At 27.1% G+C, this 25,242-nt stretch carries 23 protein-coding genes and 1 other annotated feature; of the genes, 2 read left to right on the forward strand and 21 right to left on the reverse strand.

Translation table 11 applies throughout. The features are described from left to right. A complete protein-coding gene (locus tag BLP75_RS11700) occupies positions 1-474 on the reverse strand; it encodes a hypothetical protein (protein ID WP_092726283.1) in 474 nt (157 codons plus the stop codon). 115 nt (positions 475-589) lie between these two features. On the opposite strand from BLP75_RS11700, the gene BLP75_RS11705 reads away from it, so the two are divergent. Continuing rightward, the gene (locus BLP75_RS11705; RefSeq protein WP_092726285.1) at positions 590-1,063 is read left to right on the forward strand and encodes a hypothetical protein; all 474 of its coding nucleotides are present in this window, start codon (positions 590-592) and stop codon (positions 1,061-1,063) included. Between the two features lie 150 nt (positions 1,064-1,213). On the opposite strand, the gene BLP75_RS11710 is transcribed toward BLP75_RS11705, so the two are convergent. The 5 genes from BLP75_RS11710 to hpt form a co-directional block, all read right to left on the reverse strand. Continuing rightward, entirely contained in the window at positions 1,214-1,384 is a 171-nt protein-coding gene (locus BLP75_RS11710; protein ID WP_092726287.1) for a hypothetical protein, read from the reverse strand. A 201-nt stretch (positions 1,385-1,585) separates the two neighbouring features. Then, on the reverse strand, positions 1,586-1,801 hold the full coding sequence (locus tag BLP75_RS11715) for an alpha/beta-type small acid-soluble spore protein (RefSeq protein ID WP_092726289.1): 216 nt from the start codon (positions 1,799-1,801) through the stop codon (positions 1,586-1,588). 103 nt (positions 1,802-1,904) lie between these two features. Continuing rightward, positions 1,905-3,131, reverse strand: coding sequence for a BaiN/RdsA family NAD(P)/FAD-dependent oxidoreductase (locus tag BLP75_RS11720; RefSeq protein ID WP_092726291.1), 1,227 nt, complete (start codon positions 3,129-3,131; stop codon positions 1,905-1,907). A 26-nt stretch (positions 3,132-3,157) separates the two neighbouring features. After that, positions 3,158-4,063 (reverse strand): phosphatase PAP2 family protein, encoded by a 906-nt coding sequence (locus BLP75_RS11725; protein WP_092726292.1) that lies wholly within the window; start codon positions 4,061-4,063, stop codon positions 3,158-3,160. A gap of 198 nt (positions 4,064-4,261) precedes the next feature. Further along, positions 4,262-4,786, reverse strand: coding sequence for a hypoxanthine phosphoribosyltransferase (gene hpt, locus BLP75_RS11730; RefSeq protein ID WP_092726293.1), 525 nt, complete (start codon positions 4,784-4,786; stop codon positions 4,262-4,264). Between the two features lie 363 nt (positions 4,787-5,149). Here hpt and BLP75_RS11735 point away from each other — a divergent pair, with 363 nt between their 5' ends. Beyond that, positions 5,150-6,226 carry a pyridoxal phosphate-dependent aminotransferase gene (locus BLP75_RS11735; protein ID WP_092726295.1) on the forward strand — a complete coding sequence of 359 codons (1,077 nt, stop codon included), beginning with the start codon at positions 5,150-5,152 and terminating at the stop codon, positions 6,224-6,226. A gap of 87 nt (positions 6,227-6,313) precedes the next feature. Here the strand turns inward: BLP75_RS11735 and BLP75_RS11740 are convergent, their stop codons facing one another. From BLP75_RS11740 to uppS, 15 genes are all read right to left on the reverse strand, one after another. After that, positions 6,314-7,975, reverse strand: coding sequence for a methyl-accepting chemotaxis protein (locus BLP75_RS11740; protein WP_092726296.1), 1,662 nt, complete (start codon positions 7,973-7,975; stop codon positions 6,314-6,316). Positions 7,976-8,208: 233 nt separating this feature from the next. Further along, positions 8,209-9,405: a dicarboxylate/amino acid:cation symporter gene (locus BLP75_RS11745; RefSeq protein WP_092726297.1), complete on the reverse strand. Its 1,197-nt coding sequence runs from the start codon at positions 9,403-9,405 to the stop codon at positions 8,209-8,211. Positions 9,406-9,646: 241 nt separating this feature from the next. Next, entirely contained in the window at positions 9,647-10,039 is a 393-nt protein-coding gene (locus BLP75_RS11750; RefSeq protein ID WP_092726299.1) for a YkvA family protein, read from the reverse strand. Between the two features lie 65 nt (positions 10,040-10,104). Then, entirely contained in the window at positions 10,105-11,109 is a 1,005-nt protein-coding gene (gene asnA, locus BLP75_RS11755) for an aspartate--ammonia ligase (protein WP_092726301.1), read from the reverse strand. Positions 11,110-11,224: 115 nt separating this feature from the next. Continuing rightward, positions 11,225-11,479: a binding site (T-box leader), on the reverse strand. A gap of 296 nt (positions 11,480-11,775) precedes the next feature. Then, on the reverse strand, positions 11,776-12,831 hold the full coding sequence (locus tag BLP75_RS11760) for a PTS sugar transporter subunit IIC (RefSeq protein ID WP_092726303.1): 1,056 nt from the start codon (positions 12,829-12,831) through the stop codon (positions 11,776-11,778). A 106-nt stretch (positions 12,832-12,937) separates the two neighbouring features. Continuing rightward, positions 12,938-14,317, reverse strand: coding sequence for a cation:dicarboxylate symporter family transporter (locus tag BLP75_RS11765; protein WP_092726305.1), 1,380 nt, complete (start codon positions 14,315-14,317; stop codon positions 12,938-12,940). Between the two features lie 263 nt (positions 14,318-14,580). Further along, entirely contained in the window at positions 14,581-16,293 is a 1,713-nt protein-coding gene (ptsP, locus tag BLP75_RS11770) for a phosphoenolpyruvate--protein phosphotransferase (RefSeq protein ID WP_092726307.1), read from the reverse strand. 153 nt (positions 16,294-16,446) lie between these two features. Continuing rightward, on the reverse strand, positions 16,447-16,707 hold the full coding sequence (locus BLP75_RS11775; protein ID WP_092726309.1) for an HPr family phosphocarrier protein: 261 nt from the start codon (positions 16,705-16,707) through the stop codon (positions 16,447-16,449). A 144-nt stretch (positions 16,708-16,851) separates the two neighbouring features. Next, the gene (locus tag BLP75_RS11780; RefSeq protein ID WP_092726311.1) at positions 16,852-18,063 is read right to left on the reverse strand and encodes a patatin-like phospholipase family protein; all 1,212 of its coding nucleotides are present in this window, start codon (positions 18,061-18,063) and stop codon (positions 16,852-16,854) included. A gap of 330 nt (positions 18,064-18,393) precedes the next feature. Beyond that, a complete protein-coding gene (locus BLP75_RS11785; protein WP_092726312.1) occupies positions 18,394-18,738 on the reverse strand; it encodes a hypothetical protein in 345 nt (114 codons plus the stop codon). Between the two features lie 66 nt (positions 18,739-18,804). After that, positions 18,805-20,535, reverse strand: coding sequence for an Eco57I restriction-modification methylase domain-containing protein (locus BLP75_RS11790; protein ID WP_242872424.1), 1,731 nt, complete (start codon positions 20,533-20,535; stop codon positions 18,805-18,807). 94 nt (positions 20,536-20,629) lie between these two features. After that, entirely contained in the window at positions 20,630-21,535 is a 906-nt protein-coding gene (locus tag BLP75_RS11795) for a patatin-like phospholipase family protein (protein ID WP_092726313.1), read from the reverse strand. A gap of 93 nt (positions 21,536-21,628) precedes the next feature. After that, positions 21,629-23,284 carry a putative bifunctional diguanylate cyclase/phosphodiesterase gene (locus BLP75_RS11800; protein WP_092726315.1) on the reverse strand — a complete coding sequence of 552 codons (1,656 nt, stop codon included), beginning with the start codon at positions 23,282-23,284 and terminating at the stop codon, positions 21,629-21,631. 211 nt (positions 23,285-23,495) lie between these two features. Next, positions 23,496-24,362, reverse strand: coding sequence for an N-acetylmuramoyl-L-alanine amidase family protein (locus BLP75_RS11805; protein ID WP_092726317.1), 867 nt, complete (start codon positions 24,360-24,362; stop codon positions 23,496-23,498). 112 nt (positions 24,363-24,474) lie between these two features. Further along, positions 24,475-25,119 (reverse strand): polyprenyl diphosphate synthase, encoded by a 645-nt coding sequence (uppS, locus tag BLP75_RS11810; RefSeq protein ID WP_092726319.1) that lies wholly within the window; start codon positions 25,117-25,119, stop codon positions 24,475-24,477. Between the last annotated feature and the right edge of the window lie 123 nt (positions 25,120-25,242).

Genomic DNA, 25,242 nt, shown 5'->3' on the forward strand with positions numbered 1-25,242 from the left:
CTATTTTATATTACTATATATATCTTTTATAGTAAATACAAAAACTACTATAAAACTAAGTATTATAGCTATATTAAAACCAGTTATTAGCCCTATTAAAAGTAGTGTTATCAATACATTTATACCAGCTCTACTTTTTTGGCTGTCTATATTTATTTTAGGTAATTCAATATTATTTTTGACATTTTCTATACTTTCTTTTATCTGTTTTTCAAGTTTTATTTTATATATCAGATAAGCTATTTCTATAAAAAACATTCCTATGCCAAAGACTAAGTTAATATTAAAAGCTAAAATAAGCAATATAATTGAAAACATTAATTTTATGCATTTAAAAAATAAGCTATCTATTTTTAATGTTATGTTTCTAATTTCCTTACATTCATCTCTTAATCTATAATCACTAGATGGCATTCCTTTCATCTTCGTTTTTACTATTTCTGAATAAAATAACTTAATTATACCATTTATCATTAAAAATCACTCCTTTTACATATATTTGTAATTTTTACAATTATAATATTTTTTATACTTGTCAATAATAAAAATATTAAGTATTTTAAGTTCATAAACAAAAGGAGTGTTTTACATGCAGATTGAACAACTTGATCTTGAAACACGTAGTAAAATTTATAGTTATACAAAGAAAGTTCTTAGAAAATATCAAAAAGGAATTATAACAGGAAAACTTACAGCTGATAAATTTGCAGATAATATATTATCAAATGGATCAATAAATGATATTTTAGATGAGCAAACTTTATGTGAAGAAGATTTTAAAACATCTTACATAGACTATATACAAACCTTAATACACATACAAAACGAAAATTTATCAAACAGTAAAAAAAGAAAAAACAAAACTGTACCTGATAAGCCAACTATTACCCAAAAAATTCAACTAAAAAAACTATTAGAATCTACTGGATATTCTTTGTCAATACCATTTGAATATCTAACTGCTGATGATGTTGATAATATTATTAAATACGTAGGAACAGGCTTTATAGATTTAGGTAATGAAAGAATTTTCAATTATGTAAGTAAGTCTACGATTAGTTGATATGCAATAAGTGTTTCAAAACTATTTAAATATATTCTACTTAAGAGTTATACTTATTTAACTCTATTTTAATTAAATTAAAATTTAATAAACATAAAAAAGAGTATTTCTTAAAATTATATTTAGAAATACTCTTTTTATATATATTTATTATCCTAGTGCTTTTTCTAATTTTGATAGATGTTGTATTGGATAATATCTTAGTAGCTCTTTAAACTCGCTTACACTTAATCCTTCTGTAGTTGTATAAATGTGAATTTTTTCATCTAAATCCGCATTTATAAATTTTGTTTTTATTTCTTCAAAGTTTACAGTAGACATATGTACCACTCCTTATGTAATATATTTCTCATTTATTTTATCCATATAAACAGATTTTATCCAACGATAAATATTTTAATTCAATTAATTATATTTTAATTTTAATAATTTTAATATTTAGCATCTACTTAAACACAATAAAAGGAGCTAACTATTAGTTAGCTCCTTTTGTTATGTTTAAACATATAATTAATCTATTTATTATTGTTGTTTCCCAGCCATTTGTTGTTCAGCCATTTCAACTAATTTTTTAGTCATGTATCCACCAACATATCCATTTTCTCTAGCTGTTAAGTTTCCTTTGTCCATTTGTTGGTAGTTAGACATACCTAATTCATTAGCTATTTCTAATTTCATTTGATTTAATGCTTGTTTAGCTTGTGGTACTGCTTTTTGATTATTATTGTTGTTTGACATTGTTGATTACCTCTTTTCTAATGTATTTTGTTTCTTGATAGTATTATATGAATTTATCATTTTTTAATCCGAGGTAACTTTTTCCTTACTTACTAAATACCAACTAACAATAATATCCTGCTAAATATCCTGTTGAAAACGCAATCTGAAGATTAAATCCGCCTGTATATGCATCCACATCTATAACTTCTCCTGCAAAAAATAAACCTTCAACTAACTTAGATTCCATTGTACTTGCATTTATTTCACTTACTTTTATCCCTCCAGAAGTTATAATAGCCTCTTCTATAGGTCTATATCTTTTTAATGTAAAAGTTAAGCTTTTAAGTAATTTAACTAGATTCTTTCTTTGCTCTCTAGATATTTGATGTACTACGGTATCTGGATCTATATCACTTAGTTTTATTATTATAGGTATTATTTTTTTTGGTAATAAATCATCTAATGCTTTTTCAAATTTTTTATTAGTATACTTTTGGAAATCCTTTTGAATTCTTTTATCTAATTTTTCCTCATCTAATGCAGGTTTTAAATCTATAACTATTTTATAGTTTTCCTTAGTAGTATCTTTCATTCTACAACTAGCTGACTTAATAACTGGCCCATCTAATCCATACTTTGTAAATTCTAACTCACCAAAATCATCATAAACTTTTTTGTTTTTGCTATTATATACTGAAATTGATATGTTTCTAAGAGCTAATTTTTCTAAATCTGATACATAATTTTCTTGTACTTCCATTCCTATTAAAGAAGGTTTTATATCTGTAACAGTATGCCCTAAAGTTTTAGCAAACTTATATCCATCACCAGTTGAACCCGTAAGAGGATAGCTTAATCCTCCTGTAGCTACTATTACAGAATCACACTTTATTTCCTTTTTATTATTAAGTATGACTTTTTCAACCTTATTGTCCTTAGATACTATTTTATCTACTTTTGTATTTAAAAGTAATTTAACTTTTTTATTATTAATTTGCTTTTCTAGAGCATTTGCTATGTCATGAGCTTTATCACTTTCTGGAAACACTCTTTTTCCTCTTTCTGTCTTCGTTTTAACACCCAAACTATTAAACATTTCTATAACATTAGTATTAGTAAAAGTGTAAAAAGCACTATATAAAAATTTACCATTTTTAGGTACATTTTCTATTAATTCTTCTATTTCACAATCATTAGTTATATTGCATCTACCTTTTCCAGTAATCAATATTTTTCGCCCTACTCTATGATTCTTTTCAACCAATACTACATCTAGTCCTCTATCTGCTGCTACAGATGCAGCCATCATGCCAGCTGCACCAGCTCCTATTATAACTACTTTTTTCAAACTTACACCTCTTTATTTTCTGTTTATTAATCTAAATTTAATAGCTGGAACATAAATGGAACTCCTGCCATTGCATAAAAAACTACTACCGTATATCTTATATAATTAAATATTACATCATTAGGTAAAATGTACTTTAATCCAAAATAGACTAATCCTAATGTTATTAATCCTATTAAAAATCTTGTTATATCTCTTTTTATTTTATCTGATTTATGTGTATTTAATTTTATATTTTTACTAAACTGTATCTTTCCTTTAGGTATATAATCTGTTTTAAATTGTATAAATTTATCTTCTACTATATATCCTAAAACATATCCTGTTAAAAGCCCAAATATTTTTATGTATTCATTACTATTTACTATAAATATACTTAATATAAATACAACCAATAATATTATTAATATCCAATATTTCTTAGTGCTGTCAACATAGTCAAATATTTTACATAATAATATTGTAAATATTACCCCTAGTATCCATCCAAAAAGAACATCTATAGGCCAATGAACAGCTAGGTAAATTCTAGATATACCAACACCTAAAATAACTATTATAGATAATATAGTCAACCATGATTTTTTAAATATTATAGCCAAACTAGTCCAAAATGTTGTGGCTGTTTGAGTATGACCGCTAGGAAAGGAATACCCTGTAGCTGTAGATACTCTCATAGAATCTATACCTTTTATCCCTATTGGCCTTGGGGCTCTAAAAAATTCTTTAACACCTGTATTTAAGGTAATATTACCTACTAATGTAAATAACATTTTTTGTCCGTATTTTTTATTTAAACACCAATACATATAAGCTGTAAAACCTATAATCACTGGTACTTCAGTGCTTATTGTAAAAATTAAAAATATTGAATTTAGTAAAGGAGATCTTATCTCTTGAAAAAATTGTAATATACTTAATTGAATATCCATTTTAATACCCTCCTGATTAGTTATCCCTTTAGTCATTATACATAATTATTTCATATTTATATACACTTGACTATATAATTTTCCAATCATTATTATATTTTACTGTTTTTCTATAATTATCCTATCAATAAAATATATTACAAATAAGTATAAATAAAAAGTCTCTAAATCATAAATAATGAATTAGAGACTTTTTATTTATACTTCTGAAACCACTCCTATATAAGGTAGATTTCTATATTTTTCAGCATAATCAATTCCATATCCTACTATAAATTTATCTTCTATAACAAACCCTACATAATCAACTGGTATATCAGCTTTTCTTCTTTGTGGCTTATCTAATAAAGTACATAATTTTAATGATTTTGGATTTCTTGTTTCTAATGCTGCAACTAAATTACTTAATGTTAAACCTGAATCTATTATATCTTCTACTATTAATACATTTTTACCTTCTATATTAACATCTAAGTCTTTTAATATTTTTACAACTCCAGAACTCTCAGTTGAACTTCCATAACTAGAAACACTCATAAAATCTATATTAACATCTAAGTTTATTTTTCTTATTAAATCAGAAACAAACACACTCGCTCCTTTTAATATTCCTACTACTAAAAGTTCTTCTCCTTTGAAGTCATTCTCTATTTGCTTAGCTAATTCACTTACTTTCTCGGCTAATTGTTCTTCAGATATCATTACTTCTGTAACTTTGAACATATTATTCCTCCTAAATTTACGTATATTATTATACCCATAGTATAACATATATCTATTAATATTAGAATATTTTTATTTAATTTTTAATAATAATTCGTAATATGTATTTTAATCGTATATATACATCTATATTTTATCCTAATTTTTATAAAAAATTCACTGCTTAAACCGTCAGGTGAATGATACACTTCATTACGCTAGCAACTTCGTTTGTTGTTTGGCAATATCATCAAATCTATAATTTGTAGATTCTGTATTTAGATGATAATTTATAAGTTTATTATGCTAAGTTTAATCATTAACTCCCTATTATATTGTATTTATATTATAATGAAGATGTATAAACTAATTAGGAGGTACTTTATGAGTGTAAATCATGGAGCTAATTTATATGACTTATCTAAAAAATATGGTTTTTCAAAAGATGATTTTTTAGATTTTAGTTCTAATATAAATCCTTTTGGAGCGTCTCAGCTTGCAAAAGAAAATATAATAAATAATATAAACCAAGTATCTATATATCCAGATCCTAGCTACGTAAATTTAAAGGCTTCTATTTCTGGATACTGTAATTGTTCTACAGAAAACATAGTTCTAGGGAGTGGTGCTACTGAGCTAATTTCTTCATTTATAGAAACTATAAATCCAAAGAAAGCGTTACTTCTTTCACCTGCTTATTCTGAATATGAAAAAGAATTAAAGAAAGCTGGTTGTGTAATAGAAAAATATTATTCGAAGTCTGAAAACAATTTCAAAATAGAAGTTAGTAAATTAATTGAAACTATAAATAGCAATAAATACGATTTGGTAATTATATGTAATCCAAATAATCCAACAGGATTTGCTTTTAATTGCAATGAAATCTCACTATTATTAAAATCAATTTCTTCATTTGTAATGATTGATGAAACATACATAGAATTTACTAATACTACAGAATTTTCTTCTACTAACCTAGTTGATAATTTCAGTAATTTATTTGTAATAAGAGGAACTTCTAAGTTCTTTTCTACACCAGGAATAAGACTAGGATATGGTCTTATATCTAACTCTAAAATTAGAGATAATATTAACTCTCATTTAGACTTATGGAATGTAAATATTTTTGCTTCTTTAATGGGAGAAGTAATGTTTAAGGACTTAAATTTTATAAATAATACAATTGATGTTATGACTAATCAAAGAAATTTATTAATAAATGAACTTAGTAAATTTAAGAATTTAAATGTTTATGATAGTCAGGGCAATTTTATTTTATGCCAAATAAAAACTAAAAATATAACGGCTAATGAACTTAGAGAAAAATTAATACCTAATAGAATAATAATTAGAGATTGTTCTTCTTTTGATGGATTAGATGAGTACTTCTTTAGAGTATGTATTTTAAAACCAGAAGATAACTTACTTCTTTTAGATAAATTAAACGAAATTTTAAATTAAATATAAAGATTATAATAAATAGCATACATATTTTTTCTAGGACATGTATGCTATATTTTTTAATACTTATATAAATTTTAAAATAATTTACTTTAATATAAAGCTATCTATAAGGGACTTTAACATTTGTGCTTGCCCACTTAATTCTTCACTAGCAGCTGCACTTTCTTCAGATGTAGCTGAATTAGTTTGTACTACAGCTGATATTTGATCTACTCCTAATGTAACTTGAGATATTGCATTAGCTTGCTCTTCAGAGGCTGTAGCTATTTTATCAACTAAAGTTATAGTTTGATTTGTTTTTTCAATTATTCTTTCTAATGACTTAGCTGTATTTGCTAAAATTTCAGTTCCATTATCTACAGCTGTTATTGAATTTTCAATAAGTAGCGCTGTATTTTTAGCAGCTTCAGCCGACTTAGCAGCTAAATTTCTTACTTCATCAGCAACAACTGCAAATCCCTTACCAGCAGACCCAGCTCTTGCTGCTTCTACCGCAGCATTTAATGCTAATATATTTGTTTGGAATGCGATATCATCTATAGTTTTTATTATTCTACCTATTTCGTTAGACGTAAATGCAATTTCATTCATAGCGCTAATCATCTGTTTCATTTGATTATTTCCATCTTCAACTTCTTGACCAGAACTTAAAGTTAACTCATTAGCTTCTTTAGCATTGCTTGCTGTAGTTTTTATTTTTTCCGATATATCAGCTATTGTTGCAGATAGCTCTTCTATAGAACTAGCTTGCTCTGTAGCCCCTTGCGATAACATTTGTGATCCACTTGCTACTTGTTCAGAAGCAGCTTCAACTTCTTCTGATGCTGAATTTATTTGAGACATAGTCTCACTTAGATCAGAGGTTATCTTGTTTATAGAATTTCTAATATTTTCGAAAACACCGACATACTCTACTTCTGTTTCAACATTAAAATTACCCGCTGAAACCTCATCTAAAACACGAACTGAATCTTTTATAACTAAATTAATTCTATCACTCATTTGACGAATACTATCTGATAAAATACCTAATTCATCTGCTGATTCATAATTGACTTCTATATCAAAATCTCCCTCTGCCATCTTATTAGCAGCTACTTCTATCTCCTCAATTGGATTTTTTAAAAGATTTGTTATATATACTGCTATAAATAAACCAATTGCTATTGTTGCTATTCCTAAAATTATTGCTATAAGAACGACATTTTTTACAGTATTCTTTATATCTTTATGAAAATTTTCTCCATCCATTCTAGAGTTATCATAAAGAGCTATCGATGCTTTTGAACTTTCATCAAAAATAGCCTTATAAGATGGTGAGTTTAGGTTAGATTTAGCTCCTTCTAAGTTTCCACTCTCTAAAAATGAGTAAGTTATATTAGCCTGCTCCTTTAATTTATTTACTGCATTTTCCATTGCATCTACATGACTTTTATCTCCTACATAATTTTTACGAACTATATCAAGTCTTTCGTATGCACTATCTAAATTTTTTAAAACTTCATCTTTATATTCTATACTACCTTCTGAAAGTACCTCACTTACAAGACACCTACCAATTGAGTTTACTTCTCTACGTACTCCCATAGCTTCACTTGTTACTTCATAAGGCCCACTAAATATTTCATCAGTTAGAGTTCCTAAATGTATCAGCTTTAATACGGTATAAGAAATAGTAAATATTGAAACTAATAATACTAATATAAAAGATAACCTTAGCTTCCTTCCAATTTTTAAGTTTTTCATATATCTCCTCCTATTAATTTATAATATAAATGCATCGTTACACATAAACTTTGCATAAATAACTTCTATATTATAGCTAGATCATATTTTAAATTATATTTTCAAATTAAATTTTAAGAATACTATGCACTTATATATATACGTAATAAAGCAATATTTCTTTAGTTTCTACAAAAAAAAGACTAATCTCTAAATTGAGATTAGTCTTTTGAATTTCAATATGACTCGACTGATTAAGCCGCTTTCGAAGATTTCTTATTCATCTTATTGTTTATGTGATCTACAACTGCTGCTATGGCATTATCTCCTGATACGTTAGCGGCAGTCCCAAAACTATCTTGAGTTAAGTATAATGCTATCATTAAACTTGCTAAACCACCATCTGAAGGTATACCTATCATTGGTAAGAATGGTAGTGCACTCATTATTGCCCCTCCTGGAGCTCCTGGTGCTGCAACCATTGCTATTCCTAACATTAATATGAATGGGAACATTGTTCCAAAACTATGATCCATATTATTCATCATAAGTACTGCTACAGCAAATGATGTAACTGAAATTATACTTCCTGATAAGTGAATTGTTGCACATAAAGGTACACAGAATTCTCTTATTTCTTTACTTACACCATTGTTTTTAGCACATTCAACGTTAACTGGTATAGTAGCTGCTGAAGATTGAGTACCTACAGCTGTTAAATAACCAGGTACTTGATTCTTTAACATTTTGAAAGGATTCTTTCCTGTATAAGCACCTGCTGCTGTAAATTGTATTACAAGATAGATTAAATGTAATGGTATTACTACGAAGAATACTTTCCAGAATACACCTAATATATTCCAAACTTGTCCTGCTGCTGTGATATTTGCAAATGTACCTGCTATATATAATGGTAATAAAGGTATAATTACTGTTGATAATACTTTTGTAACTATTTCTTGGAATTCCTGGAATATATTATGTAAAGTTTGCCCTTTTCCATTATTTCTAAGAGCAGATATTCCTAGACCCATTGTAAATGCAAACACTATTGCTGCTGTTACATCTACCATTGGTTCTAGTGGTATTGTAAAGTATGGTGATAACATTCCTGCTTCAGGATCCCCTATTTGTGCTGCAACCCCTGCATCTATAAAAGATGGGAATATTATTGATGCTACTAAAAATGCCATAGTTCCTGCTATAATTGTTGAACCATAAGCAATTCCTGTTGTTATCCCTAATAACTTACCAGCCCCTGTAGCTAAATCAGCTATACCAGCTGTAACAAATCCTATTATTATAAATGGTATAACGAATTTTAAGAAGGCTGAGAATAAAGTACTTGCAGTTACCAGAATTTTTGTTATAGCTTCTGGTGCATAACTACCGATTAAAATACCGACTATGATACCCATAATTAACTTAGGAACTAATCCTATTTTCTTCATGAAACTTCCCCCTTATGTTGTTATTTGTCTTTCATAGTCTATATTAAAGCATTTTCCGCCATTCGTCAACGTTTTCCTTCCATTTTCCTCCTTTAAGGTTAATTTTTTGTCATTTTAGTTATTTTTTTTTAACACATTTTTAATCTAATTTTAATATTCAGAATTTTCTTTTTTATGATTTTTTTGTCGAATTTTATTATATTTTTTGTTTTTTTAATAAAAAAAGAGCAGTTTTATTTTATTACTGCTCTTTTTCATCTTTTACACTAAATTTAACACCCTTTATGATATTAGGGTTATTTTCTTCTTTTATTATTTTTTTATATTTCTCAACTTCTTCATTTATTATTCCTAAGCACCATATAAATACAAATATATCATCTACTAATCCAAATACTCCTGTTATAATTTCAGGTATCAAATCTATTCCTGATATCATATATAAAAGAGCTACACCAAAAGCAAATATAACTTTAAATTTGGATATTATACTAACTCTTCTATCAGTTATAAAGTCAGGAATTTTAAATACATTTACGATAAAAAGTAATCCAAATTTAGATTTTCTAAATCTCACTAAAACTTTTTTTAATTGGTCTAATAATATATCTATTACTTTTATAATTTTATTCATATACCACCTCATAAAAGTTTAATTTAATACTTATTATAACCTATATGAAGCTTTCAATAAATATATTATAATAAATGAATTCCAGCTTCTTTACATTCTTTAACCATCTCATTAGGCCAGATTCCAACTTGAACTTCACCAATATGAGCTTTATTTAAGAAGTACATGCATATTCTTGATTGCCCAATACCTCCACCTATAGTATAAGGAAGCTTTCCTTCTAATAAGGCCTTGTGATAATCCAACTCTCTTCTTTCATTACATCCCGACATTTTTAATTGCTTATCTAAACTTTTTTCATCTACTCTTATTCCCATAGAAGATAACTCTAGAGCATTATCTAAAACAGGGTTGTAGAAAAGTATATCTCCATTTAATTCCCAATCATCATAATCAGGACTTCTTCCATCATGTTTCTCTCCAGTAGTTAATACCTTTCCTATTTGCATTAAAAATACTGCACCTTTTTCTTTTACTACCTTATTTTCTCTTTCTTTTGGAGTTAATCCTGGATACATATCTAGTAATTCTTGTGATGTTACAAAAGCTATTTTTTCAGGTAATACTTTCTTTATTTCTGGATATATACTGCATACATGATTTTCTGTTGCTTTAAATACATCATAAATTTTTTCTACAACTTCTTTTAATGTTTGCATGTTTCTTTCTTCTTTATTTATTATAAGCTCCCAATCCCATTGGTCTACATATATAGAATGTATATTGTCTAACTCTTCATCTTTTCTTATAGCATTCATATCAGTGTATATCCCTTTGCCAACTGGGAATCCATATTTTTTAAGAGCCATTCTTTTCCATTTAGCTAAAGATTGTACTATTTCAGCTTTCTTACCCATATCAGGAACCTCAAAGCTAACAGCTTTTTCTATTCCATTTAAATCATCATTAGTTCCTGTTTCCGGTAATACAAATAATGGTGACGATACTCTTGTTAATCTTAATGATTCACCTAATTTATTTTCAAAGAAATCTTTTAAATCCTTTATCGCTTCTTGAGTTTGTATAACTCCTAAACTTGTTTTATATTGTTCTGGTATTATTAAGCACATATTTTATACTCTCCTTATTTTTTATAATTTGAGTATGACGTCATACATTTACTAAATTTAGACTTGGCCTTAGTCTTTTTTAAATATAAAAAAACCTTTCGTCTCTATATAAAAATATAGGGACGAAAGGTTTAACTTCCGCGGTGCCACCCTGGTTAGCTTAAAAAATAAGCTCCACTTATAACGCAGCGAGATTTACTCTCAGTGCATTCCAATTTGATAACGGTTTGGTTCCGACTAAGCCTACTTTAATAAATTTCGGTTAGTAACTCCAGGATGTTCTTCAATATAGACTTCGTATTGGACTCTCACTACCACCAACTCGCTGGGACTACATTACTATATTTACTCTTCCTTTCACAGTCTTTAAAACTTCTTTGTGATTTTATATAATAATAATCTACTTGATTTTATATGTCAAATTATTTTTGACATTTTCAAAAAAAACATATTTTTTTTAGTTATTCTTTTAATGATTTAAGTTAATTTAAATTAACTAAAACCATTATTATTTTATTATTTTTAAATAAAAATCTTATTTAACTATATTTTCTAAAAATTTTTAATTTTTTTCAAATATTAAGTTTTTTATTATCTTAATAATTATTTATATGTTATATTTTATAATTCGTAACATTCTTAATTTTATTTTTTATATTTTTTTAATTATACAATATTGCTTTCATCATCATCGTTTATTGTAGAATTACCTCTTATTTGATCAGCAGTTACAATTTTATAGTTTTTAAATATTGCATACCCTATAAATCCAGCTATTATACTGACTACCATACATCCAATAGCTGCTATTGCAACCTTACCTGCAGGGTTATATGCAAACATTATTGCAAGACCTGCTATTGGTGTCGCAGTACCTGGTGTATTATTAACTAATCTCATCAGAGATACTATAATACCTGACATTGCCCCACCTATAAAGTTTGTAACATACACAGGTATTGGGTTTGCTGATATAATATCTGATTGTGTTAACGGCTCTATTGCAACAGATATAGTATCTTTTTTTGAACCAAACTTCATTTTTGAGAAAAATACATAGTTCATAAATGAAGAACCAAACACAGATAATGCACCTATTGCCATTGGTAAACCTGTTAATCCTATTATAGATGTAAGTGCCATTGAACTAAGTGGCGCTGTAGCTACAACTGTTATAAGTCCTCCAAGTATTATACCCATAACTATTGGACTAGCATCCGCTGCCTGTATTAAAACTTGCCCTATTTGAAGTAAAGTATTATTTACTATAGGATCCATTCCCATTGCTATTGCTCTAGCTACAGGAGCTCCAACTATTATTATTACGATTAAATCAAGACCTGCTGGAACTTTCTCTTCAAATAATTTAACTAAGAATGAAGTTATATAACCTGCTATAAATCCTGGAAGTATTCCAAATCCTGATACAGAAAGTCCAACTAGAACTGCATAAACAGGTGATACACCTAAAGCTAGTGGTACTAATATACCTGCAGCTACTCCTCCTAATGAACCATTCGCAGCTCCTACACTTTCTAAAAATTTAATTCCTAGCACTTCTCCAAAGAAAGAAAAGTGAAAAGCTTCAACTAAGAAACTTGCGCATGCTGCACTTGCTAATGCTCCCATAGCTTTCATACCATGAGGAGCTTTGTAACTAAATAGTGTAAACAGAGCCAGAACAACTAAAAGTAATCCTGTACCCATTAATATTTGTACCATAAAATTTCAGCCTCCTAAAATGTCTATTTATGTTTATATTAGTTTTTACACTATTTAATTACTTATTCTCTTTTATCTAAATCTATTTAATTTTTCTACTGTAAATTTATGCACTTTTTTCATTTAAACCTTTTTTGTCTATTTTTCCTAATGAATTTGAAACTACAACAGCCGATGTCATAGCTCCATTAACATTTAACATTGTACGTCCCATATCTAATATTGGATCTATAGCTAAAATTCCACCTGCTAATGGGAAATATGCACCCATTCCCATACCAGATATAACTACAGACACAGCCATTGTAGCTGTTCCTGGAAGACCTGCTATTCCTAAAGATCCTATTGTTACAACTACAACTAACATAACATAGAAGCTAAAATTCATATCAATTCCAGCCATATTAGCTATAGTTACTGCCATTAATGCTGGATATATTCCTGCACATCCATTCATCCCCATATTAGCACCTAAACTTGCTACGAAACTAGCTGTTCCTAATTCTATTTTAAGCTCATCATTTAAAGCCTCTATAGTAACCGGAAGAGTTCCTAAGCTCGAACGAGATGTAAAAGCTAACATTAAAGGTTTAGATACTTTCTTTAAATACGTTATTGGATTTATTCCATTTAAAGATACTATTAATAAGTGAATTAAAAACATTATAAATACACTAACGTATAACGCTAATATAAATTTAGCTACACCTACAATTGCATTTAATCCATTTTCAGCTATTGTATTTGCCATTAAAGGTACTACTGCATAAGGCATAAGTTTTATAATAGTTATAGAAACACTAACTATTATTTTATAAAAAGCTTCTACTAAATTTATAAAAGGCATTATAGTTTCTAGATGTTTTTTTCTAAGCCTTTGTATTGCTAATCCTATAAAAGTTGCAAATATAACTATAGCTACTACATTAGCATCTGCCATTGATTGAACTGGATTTGAAGGCAAAAGACCACGTAGTGTATCTACTACAGAAGTTATCTCTCTCATTTGTTCAGTAGTTTTAACTACCTTATCTCCAACACCTAATTTAAATAAATTTCCTATTATTATTCCTATTATTGTTGCAACTGCTGTTGTGCCTAATAAAGCTACTACTGTTTTAGATGTTAATTTACCTAAATTTTCACCTTGATTCATATTCATTATAACTTTTATAATTGATACTAGTACTAATGGTACTATTAACATTTTTAATAGATCCATAAATCCATAACCAATTAGTCCATACCATTTACTTACTTCATTAATCCAAGTAAGTTTAGATGGATCTGTAGGAAACTGGGCTACTACTTGAATTAAAAAACCAAGTCCTATACCTAAAAAGATTGAAACTATCATTAATTGGGTAAATTTAAATTTTCCTTTTAATTTATTTATTAAAAAGAATACTCCTACTAATGTAGCTAAAAATATTACGGTTTTTATATCCGTTATCATTATAAATTGTGATAAAAATGTACTATCCATGATATTCCCTCCTATTAATTATCATTTTGATAATAATATATTATCATTATCAAAATGATAATACAATACTTTTCTTACTTTTTTATAAATTTATTTTGTTATTTTTTTTAATTTTATTTATATTTTTAGAAAAAATTTTAGAAAATATACATTTATGTTTATTAATATGAATAAATTGAATTGTTTATCTACAATTATAATTTAGGTATGGTTTAATTATACGTAAAAAAGACTACCTCTTAGAGTAAGGTAGTCTATCTATATTACATATTGAAAGTTTTGTCTACATGATTTTTTATTTCTTCAGCAGTTCCCATAGTTAATACTTCATCTGCGAACTTTTTCATATCCTCATGATTTACAGAAGTTATAAATTTTCTAGCTGGAAGTATAGATATCGGACTCATAGAGAATTCATCAAGACCAAATCCTAATAGTATAGGTATCATTCTCTTATCTCCTGCTGATTCTCCACACATTCCTACCCATTTACCTTCTTTATGAGCATTATCTATAGTCATTTTTATAAGTCTAAGTACTGCTGGGTTAAATTGGTTATAAAGATGACTTATTTTTTGGTTCATTCTATCAACTGCACAAGTATATTGAATTAAATCATTTGTTCCTATTGAGAAGAAGTCAACATGCTTAGCTAATATATCAGTTATTATAGCTGATGATGGTATTTCTATCATCATACCAACTTCTACATCATTAGCATATGGTATACCTTCAGCATCCATTTCAGCTAAAACTTCTTTTATAACTTCTTTAGCAGCTAATAATTCTTCTAAAGATGATATCATAGGGAACATTATTCTTAATTTCCCATGTACACTTGCTCTATATAAAGCTCTTAATTGAGTTTTGAATATATCTGTTCTATCTAAGCAAAGTCTTATAGCTCTATATCCTAAGAATGGATTCATTTCATGATCCATTTGGAAATATGGAAGTTCTTTATCTCCCCCTATATCTAATGTTCTTATAACTATAGGTTTTCCATTCATTCCTTCAAGTACAGCTTTATAAGCTTCATATTGTTCTTCTTCACTTGGGAAGTCATCTTCTTTATCCATATATAAGAATTCTGTTCTATAAAGACCAACACCTTCTGCGTCATTCTTTATTAATCCTTCTACATCATTAGGACTTCCTATATTACCTGCAAGCTCAACATGTCTACCATCTAAAGTTATAGAAGCTTTTCCTTTTAATAATTCTAAAGCTTTTCTTTCTTCTTCAAACTTAGTTTTAAGCTCTTGGTATTTTACTTTAGTTTCTTCATCTGGATTTACTATTACTTCACCAGTATCACCATTAAATACTATGAAGTCTCCATCTTTAACCTTAGAAGTTATATCAGTAAGACCAACTACTGCAGCTATTTCTAATGTTCTAGCCATTATAGCTGTATGAGAAGTTCTTCCTCCTATATCAGTTAAGAATCCTAATACCATTTTCTTATTCATTGTTGCAGTATCAGAAGGAGTTAAATCATGTGCTATTAACACTACTTCCTCATCAAGCCCTGCTAAATCAACTACTTTTACACCTAATATATGTCTAAGTACTCTGTTTGTAACGTCTTTTATATCTGCAGCTCTTTCTCTCATGTACTCATTGTCCATTGATTCAAACATAGTTACAAACATTTCTTTTATTTCATTTAATGCAAAAGCTGCATTTATTTTTTCATCTCTTATTTTAGCTATTGCAGAATCTATTAGTTCTGGGTCTGCTAAAACTAATAAATGAGCTTCGAATATCTCAGCTTCATGTTCCCCTAATTCTTGGCAAGCTTTTTCCTTAACTCTAGTTAATTCTTCTCTTGAAACCTCAACAGCCTTTTGTAATAGAGTTACTTCTTCTTCAACATTTTCGATATTTTTTCTTTCTATAATTAATTCGTTATGCTCAACTACTAATGCTTTTCCTAGAGCTATTCCCGGAGATGCTCCTGTTCCTTTGTACATAGGTACTCCCTCCTAATGTTTAACTTTTTTTAGATTCAAATATATATTCAATGTTTCTTTACTAAATTGTCGATTTGTTTTTGTTAATTTATTATTAAGTCTATACCAAACAAAACCTCGGGATAAACCGAGGTTTATTTATATAATTATGGATTATTCTCCAAATCCACCTTCAACTAATTCAACTAATGCAGCTACTGCAGATTCTTGATCTTCTCCGTTAGCAACAACTGTTAATTCATCACCTTGAGCTAAACCTAAACTCATTATTCCCATTATTGATTTAGCATTTACAGTTTTTCCTTTAGCCTTAACTTCTACTACAGATTTGAACTCAGCAGCTTTCTTTACGAACATTCCTGCTGGTCTAGCATGTAATCCACTTGCATTCTTTATAACTACTAATTTTTCCATTTGTGAAACCTCCAATAAATTTATTCTTAAAGTATTTATTTACTTTATTAGCTTTTAATCTATATCCTTAAAATTCCTTGTATGGTTAGTTGTTCCATTTTTGTCCAATGGTGCATTTTTTGTCCCACTCTAGGAATAATTAAGCTAACCTTGATTTTTGAAATCTTTCAAGAAGTAATTTGTCAAAAGTTTTGACATTTTGTTCTTTTGCAACGATATAATTGGTCTAATTTCATTGTTCAACGTTAAAATTTTACTCGTATTGATATTTTTATTTACTGCGTCTATGACTTTATTAAAATCATATAATTGTATTCTATTTATATTATTTTCTTCAAGTTTTTTCTCATATATGCAGTAAAATAAATCCTTATATGAAAAATCCTTATCTAGATTTAAAACCTCTCCCACTTTAGGAATTACTACTTCCATTAAAGTTCTTAAGGATGCATCTTTTTTTATACCTAATAAATTAGAAACGTCCTCGATGGTTTGTTTATCTAATCTCCTGAATTTTTCAAAGCAGTATTCATCATCAAACTTATAATCCACATTAAAGTAATATTTAGTTCCTTCATATCTATTATATGCTTTCATAGCATCGAAATAACCTAATTTTATATTTTTTTCTACGCTATCTTTATCTTTATTTAAAGATCCTCCTAAATATTCCGATGGAATTATAGTTTTTACATTAATATCTTGATGTTTATTTAAACTTATTTTTCCCAAAAAGTCATCTATAAGCCTTATAACTACAATATCGTTATAACCTTTATTTTCAAGTAGACTTATTGGCATATTATCAAAAAACATACCATCTAAATAAAGTTTATCATCCATTCTATCTAACTTAAATATAGGCAAACTTGAACTTGCTATAAGATAATCAGTTAATCTTCCTTTTGGTATATCCTCTAAATATAAAGGATGAGGATTAATTTTTTTATCCCAATGAACAGTTACCAACCCAAAATCTTTATTAGAGCTTCTTATGGATTCTTCATTTAAAGTCTTTTCTAATAATTGTCTTAAAGGAGTTATATCTATTCCTTCATTTTTTCTAGCTTTATTTATCAACCCAATTACTGCATTGAAATTTTTAGCTGTGAAGTCTATGTTTTTGTATTTTTCGTAACTTTCTTCATCAATATTCATAAAATGAGTATAATCATAAGTTAACCAAATATCTTCCATAACTTCTATATCATTTTGTAATATATAAGCACCATTTAATGCTCCTATTGAAGTTCCAGCTACTCCTTGAAACTCTATACCTAGGTCTCTTAAGGCTTTATAAGCACCTATTTGATAAGCACCTTTTGTTCCTCCACCTTCTAATACTAAACCTTTCATACATATCACCTGTTTTTATTTAGAAAGATATATACGTTTTCAATACTAGACATTCGATTTCCTAAAGGATAAAATTTATAAATCATTTTAAAACACCTTAAGAATAATGCATAATATTTTATAATACTTTTTAGGATAGAAATTCCTTTAATTAAAATATATTACAACTTTTATGATTTTTCAAGTCGAAATATAAGTTTTATTCAAATTTAATTTAATATTTTGATATTTTCCACCAAAATTGTATAATTAAATTTAAGTATATTTTATCATAAAGTAACTAAAAAAGTATATACCTTTCATTTTTTTTATATTAGTTTTGCAAATTAATTATTTAATTTGGTTTATTGATGGCACTACTTTAACTGCTTTATTAAATAATTTTTGCTCTATTTTTCCTAAATTCATGCTTCCCATTATATAATTTTCTGGATCAATTAAGTACATTCTTTTATATCCATTTTTAAAAAATGTCATACATACACTTCTTAAGTCTTCCATATTTTCACATTCGAAAATTGAAGGTCTTACTATCAAGTTATATTGATTTAATCTCATACCTTTTATGCTCTGTTTATATTCACTTAAAAATTTTTGAGCATCTTTACTACTTATATATCCACTTACATCAATATAAATAGCCTTTTCAGTATTTGAAACGTTCATATTTATCATATTTAATCCCCCCTATAATACTTCTTTAATTAATTTAATTATATGAGTATTAAACAGTATTAGTGATTAAATAGACAATGACAGTTTTACTAATTTATCAATTTCACTTTGAAATTTATTTATTAATTCACTATTATTTTCACTTTGTTTTAAGACTTTTATAATTTTTATAGATAAATCTTCTATTTTTTCATAATTTTCATCTTTAAATATTTTTATTTTCATTACTTTATTAGGATAATAATCATATATATTTTTACTTATTTTTTTTCCAGTTATTTTAAAATATTTTTCATATATAGAAGAATTAAGTATTCCTACTAAATACTCATAAGAAAACTCATTTTTATACTCATCCTTAATATAAAAAGAATATACATCTGCACTACAATAATTAAAATTATAGTCTATTGCAAATCTGTTTTCTTTGCATTTATAAGGATACATTATTTTTACTTGTTCAAATAAAAATTTTTCCCTTCCCCATTGAAGTTCATACCATTTCCTAATATTTTTTTTACACTCTCTCCTATTTAATAATTTTTCTTTATATTTACCAATTATCTCCTCAATTTCAAAAGGATATTCTTCTTCATATTTTATATCATTAGAATATATTAATTTCTTTTTACTATGTTTGACTATGTATTTTGATATATCCTTATTTTTTATCCAGGATTTTAAGATGCTTTTATCTACCTTATCTACTAATTCACTTTGACTATCAATTATAAAGGCTTTGTCACACCCTGATATAATACCTTGAAAACTAATAGCTATTTCATCTAATGTATAATTACACTTTTTATGTATATTCTCTAAGAATAGCTTATCATCTTCATTAACTATTAACCATTCTTCATTTAAATATCCTTGTTTTATATTAATTTTTTCAAACAATTCCCCTCTAACTAATTCATTTAAGTCTATATTGTTGTTTAGTTGGAAAGTTTCATCTTTAATTTTAAAAAAGTCTATGTTTTCATCTATAGTTTCTTTTTTAAATGTTAATATGCAACTACAAATTCCTATATTTCTAAATATAGAGCATCCTAAAAAATCTACTATTTCCTTTATATTTATATTTTTACTTATATAATATCTTAAATATTTACCCGAAGGACTTTCTAAGAAATATCTAGGTGTTATTATACTTCCAACTCCATTTTTATCTAATAAGTCTATTATTTTTTTATAAAAGCAGTAATAAAGATCTGATTTATCTTTATAAACTTCTTTATAAATTTTCATTATTTCTTTCTTATAATCATTATTAAGTTTTTTATGACCTACATATGGTGGATTTCCTATTATATAATCAAATTTTTCATTCCATTCATAACATAAGCTATCACAACAATATAAATTAAATTTTTCTATATTAGAATTACACTGCTTATCTTTTAAACTTAATTTTAATATTTCAATAGCATTTGAATCTATATCAGCTCCATAAATACAATTTGTTATTATATGGCTATGAATATTATCAATATTCCAATAATCATATCCATATAACTTACTCAACTCAAATAAATTTGTTTCAATAAGCTCATATAAAGTGTCATACACTTCCAACAGAAAATTTCCACATCCACACGATATATCAAGTACTTTAGGAGATGGATTTTTTAGTATATCATGATGTTTCAACGTATTTTCTATAATATATTTTACAATAAACTTAGGTGTATAATATATTCCATTTCCCTGTCTAACTTCAATACTCAAATTATTTTCGTAATTTTTCGATAATTTAAAATTATCCTTTCTTACAATCTCTATCTCTAGCCCCATATTCCCCTCCAAATAAAGCAACTTATCATTTGTTTATTTATAACTTTATTTAAATCTTCTCTATTGTAAATCTATTATATAAATTATAGCACAATTATTTGTTCCAATTTTCTTGTATCCATTTGAAGTGCTTTGTTATATCATAATTATTACCTAAATCTGTTAAATATTGTAAAGACTCACAATCATCCATTCCGATATCTTTATCTATTCTAGGGTTGATTCTCTCATAATTGTCCTCTAACAACATCTTAGAAAATATTTGGCTCATTTGGGCATTTCCATCTAATGTCATCGATATAATTGGAAAATCTGGGTTTTTACTTATAATCCAGTCTAACGCTCCCCAAGATGTTGTGTCCTGTTTTATACTATTAAAATTATATCCTGTTCCTAAGGATAGTAATCTTATATCCTCCTTATATTTTCCTATCTCTTTAGACATTGAATGAATCACACATGCCAATCCTGGATCTGTAGCTATTATTCCTCCATCTATATGATTTTGATATGTTGGAAAAAATACAGGTGCAGCGCTACTTGACATTGCTACATCTATAACTCTTGCATTCTCTGTGGGAGAGTTAGGTATATTATTATAAAAGATAGGTTTCCATTCACTAGTTTCACTTCCAATGTAAAAACTTGGTATAACTACTAATTTCCCTAAATCTTTTAACTTTAATTTTTCAGGAAAAACACTTAGTAAAAGCTCTTTTAAATTTGCATTGTTATACTTAGGTCTTAACATTTCAGAATATGATTTATCAAATATATAATCTACATTTTCTTGAGAATACAACTGACTTACTTCACTACAACTTAATCCATACGCTAGACCTAATGCTATTAAACTCCCCGTTGATGTTCCTCCTATCATATTAGTATTTCTTATTATATCTGGCATTTTTTTTTGTATGTTCTCAAATATGCAGATGCTTAAAGCTCCTCTTAGGCCTCCTCCATCAAAAGAAACTATATTAAAATTAGAGTTTTCCATTATCTTACCCCCATAATAAAAATACACTTTAGTGTATATCTATGCATAAAAAAATAGGATGTTTCCATCCTATTATATATTTGATATCTTTAGTTATTTTAAAAGTTTTTTATATTCATATATTTCTATTGGCTTTGAAAATGCATATCCTTGAACAACTTCACATCCAGTAGACTTTAATACCTCTACTTGATTTCTATTTTCTACACCTTCACATACTGTACTTAAACTTAAATTTTTTGATAAGCTTAAAATTGACTTTACCATAACCTCTGTTCTCTCATTATTTTCTATATCTAATAATAAAGATCTATCTAATTTTAATACATCTATAGGTATATCCTTTAAATTGCTCAAATTTGAATTTCCAGTTCCAAAATCATCCATGGCTACCTTTATGCCTAATGATTTTATATCAGTTAATTTTTTGTTTATAAAATCAATATCATTTAATGCGGTTGTTTCAGTTATTTCTACTTCTATTAACTTTGGGTCTACTCTATACTTAGTAAGTATAACTTTTAGATTTTCTATTAAATCTGGCTGGTATAATTCAACTCTTGATAAATTGATTGCAACAGGAACTACGTTTATACCTTCTTCTGTCCATTCTTTTATTTTAGAACAAACTTCTTCAAAGACCCACTTTCCTATATTATTTATAAACCTTGTTTTTTCAGCTATAGGTATAAATGCCATAGGACTTATCATTCCTATAGTTGGATGTTGCCATCTTATTAAAGCTTCTGATCCCACTATTTTTTCATTATTAATATTAAATTTAGGTTGATAGTGTAATATTAACTCATTGTTTTTTATAGAAGAAAACAGATCTTGCTCTAACTGCATAAGTCTTTTCTTTTCTTGACTTAACTTTTCGTCAAATATAGCATAATTTTGGTACCTATATTCCTTTGACTTTAATCTAGCCATATCTGCGTTATCTATTATTTTTTTTATATTAGATTCTTCCTGTATATCATAAATTCCTATAGATAAATCTATATTTATATCTATATCTGAACTTGATATGTTTCCTATTTTATTAGTTATAGTTTGGGCTATATAGGGAATTTTTTTTTCTTTATTATATAGTTCCATTATAATTCCAAAAACATCACCTGTTAACCTACCATAAACTATCCTATCTCCAAAGTATAATTTTAAATTTTTAGAAATACACTTTAGAATTTCATCTCCTGTTTTATATCCATACACATCATTTATTAATTTAAATTTATCTATATCAAAACTTACCATTATACAATTACTTGATTTTCGATTTTGTAAATAACATTTTGCTTCCAAAACAAATTTATCATAATTTATAAGTTCAGTTAAAGCATCTTTAGATATTGCTGATTTAATTTGCTTAGAATTATATTTTTTTGTTTCTTTTATAATTAAATATATTAATACTATACATGATATAAGAATTACTATGATACAACTTACTATTCTTTTTATATCTTTTTCCTCTAAAAATATAAATCTTAGGTTGTTTGCACCTTTAGTTTCATTTTGTCCCTTAATTACTCCAATATATCTTTTATTTTCTTTTGATGAATTCCCTACATTTTTATTTAACTGGATATTTATCGATTCTATATCAATAGAGTTTTGATATTCTGTATTTTTCATAATCGCCCTAGTATGTATTAAAAAAAATACATTTACTAATAATACTATAACTAAAAAGGTTACAATATATACGGTGTTTTTTTTCAACATATTATTAAATTTTTCCATAATAATTCCCCTATAAATTTTTTGTTTATTTGTTATTTACTGGATATTTTAGATATATAATGTATTATAATTTACTAAATAAGCTAAATCAATGATTTTGATAAAATTTGCAACCGGTTCCTCATTATAATTATTTTTATATTTTTTTATTATTTATATATTATAAAATATAAAAATAATGCATAGCATGTTTTTATGCTATGCATTATTTTTATTTACTATGTTCATCTAAAAAAGTTAATACTCCTTGGGCTATGCCTTCAGATAATTGATTTTGGTATTTTTCATCTAAAAGTTTTTGCTCTTCTTTATAATTACTTATAAATCCACATTCAACTAATGCTGCTGGCATAGTTGTATCCCTTAAAACTTGGAATATATCTTCTTTAGTGCCTCTATCTCTCATTTTTATATATGATCCAATCGTATGTTGTATAGTTTCAGCTAAATGCGAAGACTTATCATTAGAAGGAGCATTAGCTCTATAGTAAGTTTCAATTCCATACGCACTATCTCCTCCAGCTTCTGCATTCATATGTATAGAAACTAATACATCTGCATTTTGAGTTTCTGCCGTTTTTACTCTTTCTGATGCTTCTACAAATTTATCTTCTGTCCTAGTAAGTACAACTTGTACATCATTTTGCCTTGATAATATGCCTGCAACTTTTTTACTGATTTCAAGAGCCAAATCTTTTTCATATACTTTTTTCTCTGACTTATTATTTCTAGTGCTATATCCTTTATTTCCAGGATCTTTACCTCCATGACCAGGATCAACAACTACAGTATATTTTTTTTGAAGTCCATCGGTTTGCTCTTCTTCTATGTTAAATTGTTTTTGGGCTTCTAATGATTTCTGTTTTTCTATCTCAGCTTGCTTTTTTGCTTCTATATTTTTTGCTACAGTAGATATACCTGTAGTCGCTTTAACCATCCCAAACATAAATATACCTATCATACTAAATAATAGTATCAACTTTTTTTTATTAATTCTTTTTTTTCTCTTCTTAGTAATTTTCCTCTGTGATGTGTTTTTGACTTTTGTTTTGTTATTAACTCTTTTTTTGGTTGACATTATTGTACCTTCCCCTAAATTATTTACAATAAGTGTATTTTATCACCTAAAGTGGGATATTTCAACATATGTCATCTATTATTATATATATCTTGTTATTAAAAATTTAAATTTATCCTCCTAATGTTATATCTTGTTTGTTGTACCAGCTAAAAGCATCTGGTATATGATTTTCATTAAATGCAGGCCAGTAGTCATCAACAACATAGAAATCCGCATAAATAGATTGAACTGGTAAAAATCCACTTAAACGTCTTCGTCCTCCCCATCTTATAATTAAATCTAATCTCGAAATATCAAATGACTGTATGTTTTCTTGTATATTATTCTTATTTACCTGTTGAGCTTCAGCCAAAGTATTTAAATCCCAGTGCCATCCATAATTAACTAATAAATTTGCTTTTATTTGCCCTTCTTTTGGCTCACATCTTTTAGTGTATGGTAATAACTCCTTTGGAAACATTGGCGATTTGGTATTTCCTATTACTAAAAGAGCTGCACCCTCATTTATAAGTAAGTTTGCTGCATCTACACATGCTTTTGTAAATGCTTCAGTCTGATATGATGGTCTTTTTGTGTTATCTGTAGTAAATCCATAAAAAGTAACTTCATCTACACCTAAATCTCTACACTGTCTATATGCATAAAGACCTGGATCCAATCCACTTTCATATCCTTTTTCTTTTGTCATTCCTTGATTTTGAGCCCATCTTCTATTTCCATCTGGTATTATACCTACATGTTTTGGTATTCTCATATATTTTCACCTCTCTATATTGGTGATTATTTACATTTTTTAAGAATATTACTCCATGTTTATCAAATAATAATTAATAATATAGTTTATTGTATTGATTGCTTTAATAAAAAAAATATAGTA

It is taken from the genome of Romboutsia lituseburensis DSM 797 (assembly GCF_900103615.1).
GTDB lineage: Bacteria > Bacillota > Clostridia > Peptostreptococcales > Peptostreptococcaceae > Romboutsia_F > Romboutsia_F lituseburensis.

Coding starts and splice junctions, on each gene's coding strand:
- BLP75_RS11700 (WP_092726283.1), bottom strand. CDS start 474: ATGATAAATGGTATAATTAAGTTATTTTATTCAGAAATAGTAAAAACG.
- BLP75_RS11705 (WP_092726285.1), top strand. CDS start 590: ATGCAGATTGAACAACTTGATCTTGAAACACGTAGTAAAATTTATAGT.
- BLP75_RS11710 (WP_092726287.1), bottom strand. CDS start 1,384: ATGTCTACTGTAAACTTTGAAGAAATAAAAACAAAATTTATAAATGCG.
- BLP75_RS11715 (WP_092726289.1), bottom strand. CDS start 1,801: ATGTCAAACAACAATAATAATCAAAAAGCAGTACCACAAGCTAAACAA.
- BLP75_RS11725 (WP_092726292.1), bottom strand. CDS start 4,063: ATGGATATTCAATTAAGTATATTACAATTTTTTCAAGAGATAAGATCT.
- hpt (WP_092726293.1), bottom strand. CDS start 4,786: ATGTTCAAAGTTACAGAAGTAATGATATCTGAAGAACAATTAGCCGAG.
- BLP75_RS11735 (WP_092726295.1), top strand. CDS start 5,150: ATGAGTGTAAATCATGGAGCTAATTTATATGACTTATCTAAAAAATAT.
- BLP75_RS11740 (WP_092726296.1), bottom strand. CDS start 7,975: ATGAAAAACTTAAAAATTGGAAGGAAGCTAAGGTTATCTTTTATATTA.
- BLP75_RS11745 (WP_092726297.1), bottom strand. CDS start 9,405: ATGAAGAAAATAGGATTAGTTCCTAAGTTAATTATGGGTATCATAGTC.
- BLP75_RS11750 (WP_092726299.1), bottom strand. CDS start 10,039: ATGAATAAAATTATAAAAGTAATAGATATATTATTAGACCAATTAAAA.
- asnA (WP_092726301.1), bottom strand. CDS start 11,109: ATGTGCTTAATAATACCAGAACAATATAAAACAAGTTTAGGAGTTATA.
- BLP75_RS11760 (WP_092726303.1), bottom strand. CDS start 12,831: ATGGTACAAATATTAATGGGTACAGGATTACTTTTAGTTGTTCTGGCT.
- BLP75_RS11765 (WP_092726305.1), bottom strand. CDS start 14,317: ATGGATAGTACATTTTTATCACAATTTATAATGATAACGGATATAAAA.
- ptsP (WP_092726307.1), bottom strand. CDS start 16,293: ATGTACAAAGGAACAGGAGCATCTCCGGGAATAGCTCTAGGAAAAGCA.
- BLP75_RS11775 (WP_092726309.1), bottom strand. CDS start 16,707: ATGGAAAAATTAGTAGTTATAAAGAATGCAAGTGGATTACATGCTAGA.
- BLP75_RS11780 (WP_092726311.1), bottom strand. CDS start 18,063: ATGAAAGGTTTAGTATTAGAAGGTGGAGGAACAAAAGGTGCTTATCAA.
- BLP75_RS11785 (WP_092726312.1), bottom strand. CDS start 18,738: ATGATAAATATGAACGTTTCAAATACTGAAAAGGCTATTTATATTGAT.
- BLP75_RS11790 (WP_242872424.1), bottom strand. CDS start 20,535: ATGGGGCTAGAGATAGAGATTGTAAGAAAGGATAATTTTAAATTATCG.
- BLP75_RS11795 (WP_092726313.1), bottom strand. CDS start 21,535: ATGGAAAACTCTAATTTTAATATAGTTTCTTTTGATGGAGGAGGCCTA.
- BLP75_RS11800 (WP_092726315.1), bottom strand. CDS start 23,284: ATGGAAAAATTTAATAATATGTTGAAAAAAAACACCGTATATATTGTA.
- BLP75_RS11805 (WP_092726317.1), bottom strand. CDS start 24,362: ATGTCAACCAAAAAAAGAGTTAATAACAAAACAAAAGTCAAAAACACA.
- uppS (WP_092726319.1), bottom strand. CDS start 25,119: ATGAGAATACCAAAACATGTAGGTATAATACCAGATGGAAATAGAAGA.